Source organism: Pseudomonas oryzihabitans NBRC 102199, assembly GCF_000730625.1.
In the GTDB taxonomy this organism is placed as follows: Bacteria; Pseudomonadota; Gammaproteobacteria; order Pseudomonadales; family Pseudomonadaceae; genus Chryseomonas; species Chryseomonas oryzihabitans.
Map to the genome: position 1 here is coordinate 153,083 of NZ_BBIT01000005.1, position 14,390 is coordinate 167,472.

A 14,390-nucleotide genomic window follows, 5' to 3' on the forward strand; every position below is an offset into this window, starting at 1 on the left:
ACCTGCGCCATGCCCACGACCCGTGAAACGATCAGCGCCTACTATCAGAGCATTCTCGGCCGCACTCCGGATGCGGCGGGACTCGATTACTGGACGGCGCAGGTCGACCAAGGCAAGGCCAGTCTCGCGCAGGTAGCCACGGGTTTTTCGCTCTCCACCGAAGCGGCTTCCGGCATGGTGCCTGTCGTCGCGCTCTACCTGAGCAGCTTTGGACGGCTGCCGGACACCGAAGGGCTGCAGTACTGGACCCAGGCGCTGCAGAACGGCACACCCCTGGAAGCCATCCAGCAGGCGTTTCTGCAATCGCCGGAGTTCGCCACGGTGGCTGCAGGCTCGGCAACGGCATTTCTGACCGCTGCCTATGAGAATGCCCTGGGGCGGCCCGCCGATGCGGACGGCCTGCAGTTCTGGACCCAGCAACTGGCGGCCGGCACCAGCCGGGCGGAGGTGCTGGCAGCGCTTGCGGATTCGCCGGAAGGTCAGCCCCATGCGCTGGCCAAGGCCCAACTGACCCTCGCCTATCAGGGGGTCAGTGGCCAGTCGCCAAGCCTGACCGAGCTGAACGAGATCCTGGCGCAACAGGGACAGCAGTCACTGATCGAACTGGTCACCCGCACGACCGAGCGCCTGATCGACAATGCCGCGCCCTCCCCGGCGCCTACCGAGCCACAGCCAGCCGTCTTCACCTTCACGCCGGAGGCAGGCACCCAGGCCGGTGCGTCGGACGCGTCTGGAGTCATCCGCTGGGGTAAGTACCTGATCGTGGGCGATGACGAGGGCAATGTGCTCAGGGTCTACGATCAGCAGGGTGGTCAGGCGCTCGACGCATTCGACTACGGTGGGGTGCTGGGACTGAGCGACGAACTGGATTTCGAAGCCATGACCTTTACCGGCACCCTCGGCACGGAGGGGACCCTGTATCTCACCGGCTCGCACAGCAACAGCAAGAGCGGCAAGGAAGCGCCGGGACGCGAAGCCATCCTGGCCGTGAAGCTGACCACCGACGCCCAGGGCAAGCCGGTGTTCGATACCGCTGGCATCCAGACCTACAAAGGCCTGGTCGCGGCGCTCGATGCCTGGGATGCCAGTGGCAGCAGTGGCAAGCCGGCCGGCTACTACGGCCTGAAAGTCTCTTCCGATGCCGGCATCGCCCCCGAGCACGTCAACGGCTTCTCCATCGAAGGCCTGACCACCTCCCCCGACGACAGCCAGCTGTGGCTGGGTTTTCGCGCGCCGCAGCTGGATACCGGGTCGCGCGACAAGGCGCTGCTGATTGCCGTGACCAACTATCAGGCCGTGCTGGCCGACAACCGCCTCTCGCCCACCTTCGAGGCCATGGAGCTCAATCTCGGCGGACGGGGTATCCGCTCCATCGACCGGGCCCTGGATGGCAGTGGCTACCTGATTCTGGCCGGTCCCGCCGGCAGTGCCTCCGCCGCGGTCACCCACGATTTCCGGCTGTTCACCTGGAGTGGTGACCCGGCCACCGCGCCCATCGAACTCGACAACAACCTGGATGCACTGCTGGCCGCTACCGGGGGCAGTTTCGAGTCCATCGCTTCCCCCGCCAGCGTCAGACCGGGTACCGAGATCCTGCTGCTGCAGGACAACGGCGATACCCTGTGGCAGGGGCAGACGCAGGTGTCCAAGGACCTCGACCCGGCGCAGCAGCACTTCCAGGGCAATCTGGTCACGCTGGGTACTGCCGCCGTGGACCTTGCCGCTCCCCTTCTGGTGGCCAGCAGTCCAGCGGTCGATGCGCAGGATGTCCCCACCGGGAGCCGCATCAGCCTGACGTTCGATGAAGGCATCGCGCTGGGCAGCGGCAGCCTCCAGCTGGTGGACCAGGCCGGCACCGTGGTCCAGGTCTTCAAAGCCGGAGATCCGGGCGTTTCGGTCGACTTCAATGTCCTCAACCTGACGCCGACGAGCAGGTTGCAGGCGAGCAGCAACTACCACCTGGAGCTACAACCAGGCGCGGTCGTCGACCATGCGGGCAATGCCGTGGCCGCCATGGACCTCAGCTTTGCGACTGCCGCCAGACCTCACTACGACCTGTTGATCACCGAGGTCAATTCCAACGCCAAGGGCGGGGACTTCTTCGAGTTGTACAACTACGGTTCGACCAGCATCGATCTCAGCGGCTGGCGCATGACGGACGAAGCCGGTCAGTTCTCGTCGGCGATCACGCTCAACGGCAATACGGTTCTCGCCGCCGGTGCGACCCTGGTCGTGGCCGATGTGGCCATGGCGAACCTGAGTGCGTTCAAGACGGCGTGGGGCTTGAGCGACAGTACGGCAGTCATCAGCGTCGACGGGCCCGGCCTCGGCAAGGAGGATGCAGTAGTGCTGTTCGACAAGCTGGGGAACGTCGCGGCTGCCTTCAACTATGACCTGACCGCGGTGCTTGCCAGTGACGGAACCCTGGTCACGACGGCCTCCGTCGGCGGCGGCAGAACCTTCAGCGACGGTCAGCATGCGGGAGCGGCTTTCGGCGCTGGCGCTGCCACCTCGGCGGTGTGGGACGGTCTCTCGACGACCCAACCCGCCTATGTCGGCGCTACGGTCGGCAAGGATGGGGCCTTCGCTCAGACCGGCGATGCGGTCTCGATTGGCTCTCCCGGCGTCGTGCTGGTTGGACAGTCTGCGCAGTCCATAGATACCCACTAGCAAGCCTCGGGGGCACCTTCTGCGATGACAGTAAATAGCGAGGTAGAAGGTGAGGCTCTATCAACACCCAAGACCCCGTGTGCTGGACGACCAAAGCGGGAGGGCCAAGCCACAGTAGGTACTGCAGAAACGGGCGCGCGATCCGTGCCAACCATTTGCAGTCGATCGGCCTAAACGTTAGATTTTACGGGCCACGGTCAATCCCGTGGACGGGTGTAGCAACCTGACAAACCAAGGCGCGGCAGCGTCATAGCTCACAGCCAATGCTTAGCATCTGGTTGTGCGCGTTCTATGGCGGGCCGTGCGGGGCAGGCTTCGGCCTGGCCGGTTCCCTTGGTTCCCGGTTTGCTACCCCCGTACGGTCCGCCTCCATACCGCGTAGCAACGGTGGTGGCGGCTCCTTAACCGAACCAAGGAGCAGCATGAACATGCATCGTCTTCCTTTTAAGCTCGCGCCCCTCCCCTGCCTTACCTCGTTGCGTTGTATTTCCATGATGGAGGTGAACAATGGCTGATACGAAAGGTGCGGTACTTCCCTTCCCCGTCAGCCCAGCCTCGTTACGACAGCCTGAGTTCACCTGGGAGTCGCCAGAGGCAGATGCGGATATACGGGCTTCAATGCTCAGCGACCTGTTGGATCGCCTAGCCAACGATGAGGGTAATGCGGATAGCCCAACAGACCTACGTCAGCGAATTTCGGCCTATATGGCTCGAGATCTACTCGATGAAATGGTGACGCTCTATCGCAGGGCGCTATCAGAGGCTCGTCACCCCTAGGGGAGGAGACAGCTGAGCGTCACTCGTGTGGCACTCAGCTGTCCATGAGATTGTGACGGCTAGAAAAACCTATGGGCTTTGGCGAGGGTTTCTCTAAAGCAGCTACCACCGCTTTTTCATCAGCGTAGGCTGCAAATCTGTAGTCGAGACGCGACCTGGCCATGGATACTCCGCAGCCAGGTCGTTTGGCTTCGTGACTTAAGCTTCTTTCTCCCCTTCCTTAAGCCAGCGCTCGAACGTCGCGTTCTGTGCTCCATCCAGCTGTGGAGCGTAGTAAACCAACCGTAGATGTCGGTCCACATCTACTGTAAGTGTCGTGTGCTCAAACACCATCTCGCCTATTCCATCGAGTCGGAAGTATCGAGTCCCTTGGCAGGGCCCATGGATGTCCTGGCGATTCCACCAGTCACAGAATTCTGGAGCTACCCGCTCCAAGTCCTTTACCAGTCCCACGATGTCTGCGTCCTGGGTTCCCTGAACAAAATCGCGCCGGAAGCTCGAAAAGATCTGGACTGCTTGGCCCTCCCATGGGTCGAGAAGCTGGCGTAGCCGCTTGGACGTAAACAGCATCCAAAGCAAATTACGCCGCTCAAGCGCTTGCTCCGAAAAGCCAAACAGTCGGTCAGCTGCGTCATTCCAGGCCAGCACATCCCAGCGCAGGTTTAGGACGTAGGACGGCCGGGCATTCAGATCCTCCATCAAGCGAATAATCAGGGGCGGAACCACGCACCATGTCCTGCCGGGCTCACACGGTGGCCGCTGTTGGGCGAGTAGATAGAGATGACGACGCTCCGTGGCATCGAGCTTGAGTGCACGGGATAGATTGTCCAGAAAAGTCGAGGACACGTTGATTTCTCGGCCCTGTTCGAGCCAGGTGTACCAACTGAGACCCACTCGTGCCAGCGTCGCTACCTCTTCACGCCGTAACCCAGGTGTCCGTCGTCGCCCACCGGACGGCAACCCGACCTCTTCAGGCGTCAGCCGCTCCCGGCGACTTCTTAGAAACTCTGCAAGCTCAATCCGAGAACGTTCGAAAGACCGTGCCGCCGGCATGCCATTACTCCTAGTAACAGTATAAGCAACCAAATTGTAACAGTCTTAAAAGGGTGCGAAGAATAGCGCGTCCTGGCGCCGAGTGCCTTATGTCAGGGCTGTTGCGCGAGGAGGAACAGACGCGCCTGCTATTACTGTCTAGGAGTCAAACGGATGTACAACACGCTCTTGCATCAGAAGTTGGAAGCCCTGAAACAAGCCAACCAATACCGCACCTTTACAACCTTGGACCGCTTATGTGGCCGCTACCCTCTGGCTCGCCTTGCTGATGGCTCGCAATCACCAGTCGTGATGTGGTGCAGCAATGACTACCTGGGCATGTCCCAGCATTCCAAGGTACGAAGCGCCATGCACGAGGCCTTGGATGCCTACGGTGCAGGTTCGGGAGGCTCGCGCAACATTGGAGGCTCTCATGCGTTATACGGACAATTAGAACAAAGCTTGGCCGACTGGCACGGTAAGGAAGCGGCACTGGTGTTTCCTACCGGCTTCGGATCCAACGATGCCACCCTGCAGTGTCTACTGCGGGAGCTACCCGATTGCGTGGTGATCAGTGATGAGTGTAACCATGCCTCGATCATTAACGGCATCCGCTCAACTTCGAATGAGCGCCATATCTTCCGGCACAACGATCTCGAGCACTTGGAGCAGCTGCTACAAACCTACTCCCATGACCGACCCAAGATCATTGTCTTCGAGTCTATTTACTCCATGGACGGCGATGTCGCACCCGTTAGAGAAATTGTTGCGCTGGCCAAGCGATACAACGCTCTAAGCTACCTCGACGAAGTACATGCGGTAGGGATGTATGGGCCTAGGGGTGCCGGTGTTGCGGCTGAACTAGGCATCGCGGAGCAGGTAGACATTATCCAAGGCACTATGGCTAAAGCCATTGGTGTCATCGGTGGCTATATCACCGCAAGCTCCGTCATCATTGATGCTGTACGTTCCTTTGCAACGGGCTTCATCTTCACCACGTCTCTGCCGCCCGCGGTAACGGCGGGCTGCCTTAAGAGTATCGAACACCTCAAGCGTAGTGACGTAGAACGGCAGCGGCTGCACGCGCATACCGCAAAACTGCGCGGCAAGCTTCTGGAACAGGACATCCCCGTCATGCCCTGCTCACGCACCCACATCTTGCCGGTACTAATCGGCGATGCCGAGCGTTGCAAAGCGGCTGCAGGACGCCTCTTGCAAACCCATCACATCTATCTCCAGCCGATCAATTTTCCTTCGGTCGCCGTAGGCACGGAACGCTTCCGCGTTAACGCAACGCCCAACCATAGCGATGAGCAGATCGAGCAACTGGCCTTTGCCCTACGGGAAACCTTCGAGCACTTCGCCATTCCTTTTGCCTCCCAGCGGATTGGTGCGGAGGTTGCGTGATGAGCATCTCCTACGACATCCGTCGTGCTACGCCTGACGACATCCCTGCGCTCATCGAGCTCAGAGCCCATCTACTCGATGCCGGCGGAGCGCCTTACGCCAGCCGTACACCCACAGACACTGAGCGTTGGCGCAGGGCCTACCCGCTTTGGCTGGCCACCTGTCTTGAAGGGTCAGATCGGGTACTCATCCTGTGCGCTGAGCATAAGCACACCCAAGCCATACTCGGCTGCGCCACAGGCATCATTGATGACCGTGCCCCGGCTCCCGACTGTCTTAATGGCCGATCGGGTTGGGTTCAATCGGTTGCCGTAGCGCCTGAGCTACGCCGCTGCGGTATCGCAAAGGCACTCATGCAGCGGCTTCTAGACTGGTTCAGGACGCGCCAAGTGAACTCAGTCGCTCTACAAACTACGCCTGCTGCTACCTCGCTCTACCAGAGGCTCGGATTCGCCTCGACTGGCGAAGCCCTATTGGTACGTGCGGAGGGCCGGCCATGAACGTCCTGATCATCGGTCTGGGCTATGCCGGTCATCGTTTTTGGCGTGCCTTTGAACACCTGTCCGTCAGTACTGGCATGCCCTTGCGCTTGGCGTATGTTGATCGGAAACCCAAGGCACCAGAACTGCCATTCTTTCCTACGGTGGCGTCCGCGCTTCATCACTTCGAGCCCGACATCGTCGTAGTCAGCGTCAACGATGAAAGTCATGCACGAATCTTGACGGAGCTAAGCGGATATCGTGGCTTCGTGCTGTGCGAGAAACCACTCGTTACTCCCGCTGACGACCTGACACTCGTTGCCGAGCAGCTAAGTCAGGTAAGTGGTTTTGCCTTGGACTTGGTAGAACGGTACTCACCCGCCACACAATCTCTGCGTCGGCAGATCAGCGCACAGGGTTGGTCGCTGGTGAGGGCCAGCTTTCACTGGGGTAAGGACCGGCTCAATGACTACCGCCCTACCTGCGGTGTCACCAGTGAGGTCATCCACGCGCTGGATCTGGTGTCGTGGATCTGCTCCTCTGCTGATCCTTTGCAGATTCACGATGTGCTCGGAGTACGTTCGGACTTCTCGATTTCCGGACATGCCGTGCTGGATACCGTCTCTCTCACCGGAACGTTGGGCCAGGCCACACTCGCAGGCTATGCCAGCTTCGTGAACATCATGCGTCAGCGCACGGTGGACTTCAGCTTCATCGATCAAGAACAGCGAGTCATTCAGGCGCGCCTGGTCTTCGATACGCCGTCCTGGGATCAGGATTATCTGCGAATTTGGACGCGCAATGATCAAGGGCGGGAGCAACTGATCGATGAACAGTGTTTTAGCCCTGCCCAACCCGGACTCGAAACCCTACATAAGCTGAGTCGCCTCTGCCGCCACGTAGTGCGATGGGTATCCCTTCGCGAGATGCCCTCACAGCCCTTTGCCGACCTGCAAACGGCTATCGCTCTACAGCACCAGCTTAACCTGATTGAGTCCTCAGCCCGCTGCCCTGCTCCGGCCTGCTATGTCCCTTACGGGAACCGCAGCCTGCTGCCGGAAACGAGTGACTTGGAAACTTTGGGCTGATTTCAAAGGAGACCGCCAATGTGTGGCATTACTGGCTGGCTGTCTTTCAGCCAAGATCTTAACTTCCAGCGTTCTATCTTGGAGCGCATGACCGCAACGATGACGCGACGAGGACCTGACGCGGGCGGCCTATGGATTGATGGACCTATTGGACTCGGACATCGACGCCTCTCCATCATTGACCTCGAAGGCGGTCGCCAGCCAATGACGGCAGGCTTCGGCAACGACCCTGAAGCGGTAGCCATCACCTACAGCGGCGAGGTCTATAACTTCCAGGACCTCCGGCGTGATCTGCAAGCACTCGGACATCAGTTCGAAACTCGCAGCGACACCGAGGTAGTCCTGCACGCCTATCTGGAGTGGGGCTATGACTTCGTCGAACGACTCAATGGCATGTACGCCTTCGCGATCTGGAACAGACGCAAGCAAGAACTGCTACTGGTCCGTGACCGGATGGGGGTCAAGCCGCTTTATTACTTTCCAACTGCCGATGGCGTGATTTTTGGCTCCGAGCCCAAAGCCTTGCTGGCGAACCCTCTGGTACCTCGCAAGATTCAAGCAGACGGTCTGCGTGAAATCCTTGAGATGGTGAAAACCCCAGGGCAGGCCATCTTTGCTGGCATGCGCGAAGTGCTACCCGGCGAATGGATCAGGATTGCCCGCAGTGGTCTGCAACGGCAGCGTTACTGGAAGCTTGAAGCACGGGAGCACGAGCACTCGTTGGACCAGACCATTGGCCACACGCGTGATCTACTCGAAGACATAGTTGAGCGTCAGGTCGTTTCGGATGTGCCCTTGTGTAGTCTGCTTTCAGGCGGACTCGACTCTTCTATCATCACAGCGCTGGCATCGCGCAAGCTACTTGCAGCGGGAAAAGAGAACATCCGTTCTTTCTCGTTGGATTTCGCTGATCATGGCCAGGGCTTCGCAAGCGATGCTGTTCGAGGCACGGCCGATGCACCCTTCGTGACGGACTTGGTGCAGCAGATCCAGTCCCACCATGGCGAGGTCGTCCTCGACAGTCGGGAACTTGCCGATCCGCAACTGCGGGCTCAGGTTATCCGAGCGTTGGACCTACCCCCCGCCTTTTGGGGCGATATGTGGCCGTCGCTTTACCGACTCTTTGAAGAGGTCCGACGGCATTCTACTGTCGCCTTGTCCGGAGAAAGCGCAGACGAAGTGTTCGGCGGCTACCGCTGGTTCCACGATCCAGTTGCCATCCAAGCGCGCACTTTTCCCTGGTTGACTTCCGTGACGGAAAAATATTTCGACGGCAAGACGTTGTTCGATCCAGGACTATTAAAACATCTGGATATGCACAGCTTCCTGCAGGACAGCTATTCGCAGGCTATTGCTGAAGCGCCCGGCTTGCCGGGTGAGGCCGCCGGTGATCGCCGGATGCGGGAGATGAGCTACGTCAACCTGACCCGTTTTGTACAGACGCTACTAGATCGCAAGGACCGGATGAGTATGGCGGTTGGACTGGAAGTAAGGGTGCCGTTCTGTGACCACCGCTTGGTCGAATATGCATTCAACATCCCCTGGCAGATGAAGGCCTTCGACGGTAGAGAAAAGAGCATTCTGCGCGCGGCGACACGCGACCTTCTGCCAGCGTCTATCGTCGAGCGCGTGAAGAGCCCCTACCCCTCGACGCAAGATCCCGCTTACGAGCAGGGGCTACGCAGAGCCCTAGCCGCTATCCAGGATGACTCGAATGCGCCCGTCCGCCCCTTCCTCGACTTCACCCGTGTAGAGGCAGCGTTAGAAAGGCCCCTTGGCGCCCACTCGCCTATGTATGACCGCATGGGTATGGAACTCGCGGTCGGGCTTGATACTTGGTTGCGCGAGTACGACGTCAGCGTCGAGCTTTTCTAGCTACTTGGGCGACCGCCGCGTCGCCCCTTCACTTCCTATTTACCGACTCACCTCCGTGAGGACTTTGTCATGCCTTCAAATCGTACTTCACCTACCTATCTCATCGCCCTGGGCGCTTTCGCCCTTGGGATGGCCTCCTATGTGACAGCAGGGCTCATCCCGCTCATCCAAAGCTCCCTCTCAGTGTCAGTAGCCATGGCGGCCCAACTGGTTACCGCCTTTACCCTTGCTTATGGCATCGGCTCGCCTGTGTTCGTCGCCCTTGTGCCGCCCAACCGGCAACGTGCTGGACTGTTACTCGCCCTACTGGTCTTCGTACTTGCGAACGCAGGAAGCGCCCTTTCTGATAGCTTTATGACGCTTGTAGTTTGCCGCGCAATCGCCGGTATTGGTGCCGGTGTCTACCTCGCCATGGGCATTGCTGCCGCCGCATCGCTCTCTACTCCGGAGCGCCGCGGCAAAGGTATCGCCGTAATTTTGGGCGGCATGGCCAGCGGTGTGGTCCTTGGTGTACCGCTGAGTTTGCTATTGGCTGACCAATGGGGCTGGCAAGCAGCTCTATGGTTGATCACGCTCCTGGGCGCTGTGAGCTGGGCGGGCCTTTACCTGCGTCTGCCAGCGCTACCCAAGGCGACCGCCAGCTCCCTTGGCCAAAAACTCGCCATGCTCAGCGATGGCCGAGTCCTGACCATTTTGCTCGTGTCGTTGCTAGCGGCCGTATCCAGCCTCGGCATGTATACCTTCATCGCCCCTCTGCTGTCCGACCCTGCCTACGGTGGTATCCAATCTGTCACGCCCTACCTCTGGGTATGGGGTATCGGCGGTGTACTAGGAAGTTTCTTAATTGGCCCCCTGGTTGATCGCGTTCGTGGTGCGGTGCTGACCCTAGGGATCATGGTCGTTCTGGCTCTGTCTCTGCTTTTTCTTCCTCAAACCGCACAGTGGAATCAGTGGCTTGTCATGCTGCCCATTGCCGCTTGGGGCGCGGTCGGCTGGGCCCTGCAGGTACCGCAGAACAACGAGCTGATCCAGGCGCGCCAACACCATGGTGATGGCAACCTTGCCGTGGCCTTGAATGAATCAGCCTTGTACTTGGGGAGCGCTCTTGGTGCGGCTGCAGGCGGGTTCGTTCTACTTCTCGAACAATCGGTCGGTAATCTGGCGCTCTACGCTGCCGGCGTAGCCGCACTTGGCGCCTTTGCTCAACTGCTCCTACTACGCCAGAAAGGCACGGCATCCAATCACACCTATCTCGACTCTAAACACTGACTGAAGGAAAGGCTGTGGAACTGCGCCACTTACGCTGTTTCATTGCCGCGGCAAAAGAACGTCATTTCGCCCGGGCAGCGGCACGACTGCATATCGAGCAGTCGGTTTAGGGAGAGCGTCAGAAGCGCTTTAATCCTGGTATCTCCTATTGGTCGTGCGCTGTGAGGGCGTTTCCATCGACGGTGGCACCGTTTGCAGGAGCAACGGAGACCGGACCTATTCACCCCTACTCAATTGACCTTACGTCTGCCATGCACACGTATCCTCATGAAGCCACCGGCTCTGACGAGCCGATCAAACCTGACTCGCTTGACCCGCTGGCCCGAACAGTTTCCGGCGATGCCGAATCCCATGCCTCCCGACAGGGCGTTCCTGCCAAGGCTCACCAAGATAGCCCGGTAGAAGATTCGCGCCTGGAGCCCGAAACGTACGAAGCAGGAACGGCTTGCGAGTCGCTACGGATTGTTACCCTCGACGAGCTGCGCCCCTTTGATCACAACCCCCGTACTCTAAGAAATCCTGCCTATGACGAGATCAAGGCTTCGATCCGCGAGCGTGGTCTGGACAGCGTACCTGTCATCACGCGGCGTACTGGCGAGTCTCACTACATCATTTACAGCGGGGGTAATACGCGCCTGTCGATCCTGCGCGAGCTCTATGCCGAAACTGGCGAAGAGCGCTTTTCCCGGCTGACTTGCCGGTATCGTCCGTGGACCGAGCGTGGCGAGCTAGAGGCACTGACGGGCCACCTAGCCGAAAATGAACTCCGCGGCGGCCTCACCTTTATCGAACGCGCCAAGGCCATCCAACGGGCGCAAGTGCTTTACGAGCAAGAAGCCGGACGCACCCTCTCCCAATCCGAACTGGCACGGCGCCTCAACGCGGATGGCTATCCCGTTCGCCAATCCCACATCAGTCGCATGCAGGAAGCGTTGCGCTATCTGCTCCCTGCCATACCCACCGTGCTGTACGCCGGCCTTGGACGGCATCAAGTGGAACGCCTTGCGATTCTAAGACGGGCGTGCGAACGCACCTGGCAGCGTCTGGCAAACCACCGCGAGCGCCACACCTTTGCCGAATTGTTCCAACACGTATTGGCGCAATTTGATTCTGCCGGCGAGCACTTTTGCCCACGACGCGTACAGGACGAGCTGATCGCACAAATGGCCGCAGCGCTCGGGATGCATTACGAGGCGCTGGCACTGGACATCAATCATCAGGAAACGCGCCAACGTGCGCTCTCGCAAACGCCACCGCTCGGTTCGCACGCACCGGGGCACACACCCAATGAGACCGGTTCGGGTACTACTCCACGGCTCATGGCCATTCAACAGTTGATTGCCCGCCATACCGATGAGCCCTTTGCGCAGCCGGGAAACAAGTCCCACATGGCTCAATCTTCTCTGGGCAAGGATAAATCCAGCGACCACGCGACACCCCATGAATCTGTGCGTATCCAACCTGAGCACCTGCGGGAGCAGATTGCACATCTTGCGCAGCAGCTGGCTCGAGACGCAGGTATCGAGCCCTACGTGAGCGTCCAGACCAGTCATCTGGGCTTCTCCTGTACGTGGCCAACCGGTGCCCATGCCCTGCAGCCCGCTGCGCGTACCGTGTTGATCCTGCTGCACGCGCTCAACGGCACCGCTCAGAGGCTACCCCTGGTCGACCGCGCAGCCCTTGCCGATGGATTCGGCGCGCTCTTGCAGGGTCAGGCGGGCGAGATCGCGCCACTAAGTGGACCTTCGCTCTCACTGCTATTCCGGCTCATCCGCCACACCCGTCGCCTCAACCGCCTAGAGGCCGGTTCTTTCTCTTAATCCTGTGCACTGTTCCGAGAACCTCTGTCATGCCGACCAGCCACCCTCTGAACCAAGCCGTCCTGACCCAAGCCCTGCACCACTTACATCACGGCGAGCTGCGCCGCTGCCAAGCGATGGGATTTGACGAGGAGGAGCTGGCCGCCCTGAAGCAGCCAGACCTGGTCAGCCTTCTGGTAAACGCGCCAGTCTCATGGTGCACGGTGTCGATCAATCGCGACGTGATCAAACGTCTGCTTGGACAATCTGCCGATGTGAGTCAGGAAATCGCGCAGATTGATCGCATGCTGCGCCTGGGCAGTAGCAGCGAGATGGTCAGTCACCGCTTCGGGCTCACCCACCAAGAGGTTGCCTTACGCCGCAAGGTGCTGGGCTTACCCAAGCGCAAAGGCCGTTATCCCGCGCTGGACGATGCGCAGGACGCCGCACTCTGGCGGCAATGGAAAACCGAGGTAGCGCAGCGAGGGCTATCAACCGACGACGAGACCGCCATGCTTGAGCTGGCCATGGAGCTCGCTGAGGCGCATGAAGTACCGCTGGCCGTTCTATGGTCGTCGGTTCGTCGCTGGACCGGTCAATAGGGAGCGTAGGCATGGCCCACGAGGCGTTGCGGCGCGCGACTCCCGCACCCCTGACAGCTGTCTTCAATGACGTCCTGCGCACCCTCAAACCATCCCCAAAGGCGGACGGCACGCCCCAGGATGGTTTCCTCTACAGCGGTAACCGCCACGACAGCCTACCGCGCGCGCTCCTGCTTGATCGGCGCCTGACGCCGCTAGAGCGCAACGCCTGGCAGGTTTTGCACGTGCTGCTGGATCGCAGCGGCCTGACAGCCTTTCCGACCTACGAGCGGCTCCGTCCGTACTTGGCAGTCATGCCTTGCGCCACACAAGCGTCCAACGAAACCGTGGCCCGCGCCCTGGCCCTCCTCCGACTGACGCGGTGGCTGAGTCTTGTCCGGCGACAACGTGATCCTCACACCGGCCGTATCCAGGGCAACCTCTATGTCCTGCACGATGAGCCCCTCACGCCGTTCGAAGCAATCCAGCTGGATCCGGACTATCTGAAGCTGGTGAGCCAAGCACTGAGCCACGCGGCGAAGACAGTGCAGGTGGTCGCGCGACAGGTGCTAAAGGAGGTGACTGAAGATCCGCAGGTCAACCAGCGGAGCCTTCCCTCTCGCCTGCAGATCATTGCTCAACGTCTCGCTCAGCAGGGCTGGGCGGACAAAGGCGTGCTGGCGGTAATGGACCCTGAAATTCCGAAATCCGAAGACAGTACGCCCGCACCGCCTTCGGATTCCGAAACAGGTGCAATCCCCGATTCTAACGACACCCTTCGGAATCCGAAGGCAGACCGTACTGTACTTAAAGTAGATAAAGAATTAGTACGTACGAAGATGACTGAGTCTAACGACCTCGTACTACCCCCACGCTTTCTCACCCTTGACCGCGAGCAACAGTCCGGCGCCCTAGCGGCCCTCAAGCCCGTGGAGCCTGCACAGCGACAGGCGATTCTCGATGAATGGGCGGCCCGCTGCGAGCGCTCTGCGGTTCGCAATCCCGCAGGCTATCTGTTCGGCATCATCCAGAAAGCCCTGCGTGGCGAATTCAATCGCGCGGCAGCATCTACGCCTGCCCCACCACCACTGCCGCCTGAGCCGACACCGATCATTCCTGCCAAATCGCCACCGGCGCGTGCGTGCCAGACGTCGCGAAATCCTGAGGTAGGTCGGGCTCACTTGGATCAACTACGATCAGCGCTGCGTCTCCCTCCGCGGGACGCTATCCCCAGGGGATAGATAGGGCAGGTTTACCGGGGCGCAACATTGTTCAGCACCGCCGCGTTCACTCCTGAAAGCTATCCCCCGGGGATAGCCTGAGACAATGCTGCTCAGTCCGGAGCAGGCGCCGGAAGTATCTATCCCCAGGGGATAGTGCGGGTAAGGCTCATCTGAGACAACGCTGGTCACC

The 14,390-nt window shown here is 59.9% G+C and carries 10 protein-coding genes and 1 pseudogene; 10 read left to right on the top strand and 1 reads right to left on the bottom strand.

Annotation, left to right across the window (positions count from 1 at the left end; translation table 11 throughout):
- Positions 1-9: 9 nt before the first annotated feature.
- Entirely contained in the window at positions 10-2,670 is a 2,661-nt protein-coding gene (locus POR01S_RS06965; protein ID WP_042134766.1) for a DUF4214 domain-containing protein, read from the top strand.
- A gap of 975 nt (positions 2,671-3,645) precedes the next feature.
- Here POR01S_RS06965 and POR01S_RS06970 read toward each other — a convergent pair.
- Positions 3,646-4,500, bottom strand: coding sequence for a helix-turn-helix transcriptional regulator (locus POR01S_RS06970; RefSeq protein ID WP_042134768.1), 855 nt, complete (start codon positions 4,498-4,500; stop codon positions 3,646-3,648).
- 153 nt (positions 4,501-4,653) lie between these two features.
- Here POR01S_RS06970 and hemA point away from each other — a divergent pair, with 153 nt between their 5' ends.
- The 9 genes and pseudogenes from hemA (at position 4,654) to POR01S_RS23320 (ending at position 14,218) form a co-directional block, all read left to right on the top strand.
- Complete coding sequence (hemA, locus tag POR01S_RS06975) at positions 4,654-5,886, top strand: 5-aminolevulinate synthase (protein ID WP_042134770.1); 1,233 nt, start codon at positions 4,654-4,656, stop codon at positions 5,884-5,886.
- The gene (locus POR01S_RS23305; protein WP_081875173.1) at positions 5,886-6,386 is read left to right on the top strand and encodes a GNAT family N-acetyltransferase; all 501 of its coding nucleotides are present in this window, start codon (positions 5,886-5,888) and stop codon (positions 6,384-6,386) included. The genes hemA and POR01S_RS23305 overlap by 1 nt, the downstream gene beginning before the upstream one ends.
- A complete protein-coding gene (locus tag POR01S_RS06980; RefSeq protein WP_042134772.1) occupies positions 6,383-7,453 on the top strand; it encodes a Gfo/Idh/MocA family oxidoreductase in 1,071 nt (356 codons plus the stop codon). The genes POR01S_RS23305 and POR01S_RS06980 overlap by 4 nt, the downstream gene beginning before the upstream one ends.
- A gap of 18 nt (positions 7,454-7,471) precedes the next feature.
- Complete coding sequence (gene asnB / locus POR01S_RS06985; RefSeq protein ID WP_042134774.1) at positions 7,472-9,328, top strand: asparagine synthase (glutamine-hydrolyzing); 1,857 nt, start codon at positions 7,472-7,474, stop codon at positions 9,326-9,328.
- A 69-nt stretch (positions 9,329-9,397) separates the two neighbouring features.
- Positions 9,398-10,597 (top strand): MFS transporter, encoded by a 1,200-nt coding sequence (locus tag POR01S_RS06990; protein WP_081875174.1) that lies wholly within the window; start codon positions 9,398-9,400, stop codon positions 10,595-10,597.
- Between the two features lie 14 nt (positions 10,598-10,611).
- Positions 10,612-10,701 (top strand): annotated as a pseudogene (locus POR01S_RS23310) (LysR family transcriptional regulator); the annotation flags it as partial.
- A gap of 147 nt (positions 10,702-10,848) precedes the next feature.
- Positions 10,849-12,417: a ParB family protein gene (locus POR01S_RS23315; protein WP_081875175.1), complete on the top strand. Its 1,569-nt coding sequence runs from the start codon at positions 10,849-10,851 to the stop codon at positions 12,415-12,417.
- A gap of 29 nt (positions 12,418-12,446) precedes the next feature.
- Positions 12,447-12,998, top strand: a complete 552-nt coding sequence (locus tag POR01S_RS07000; protein ID WP_042134775.1) for a DUF2857 domain-containing protein — start codon at positions 12,447-12,449, stop codon at positions 12,996-12,998.
- Between the two features lie 11 nt (positions 12,999-13,009).
- Complete coding sequence (locus tag POR01S_RS23320; RefSeq protein WP_081875176.1) at positions 13,010-14,218, top strand: STY4528 family pathogenicity island replication protein; 1,209 nt, start codon at positions 13,010-13,012, stop codon at positions 14,216-14,218.
- The last annotated feature ends 172 nt before the right edge of the window (positions 14,219-14,390 follow it).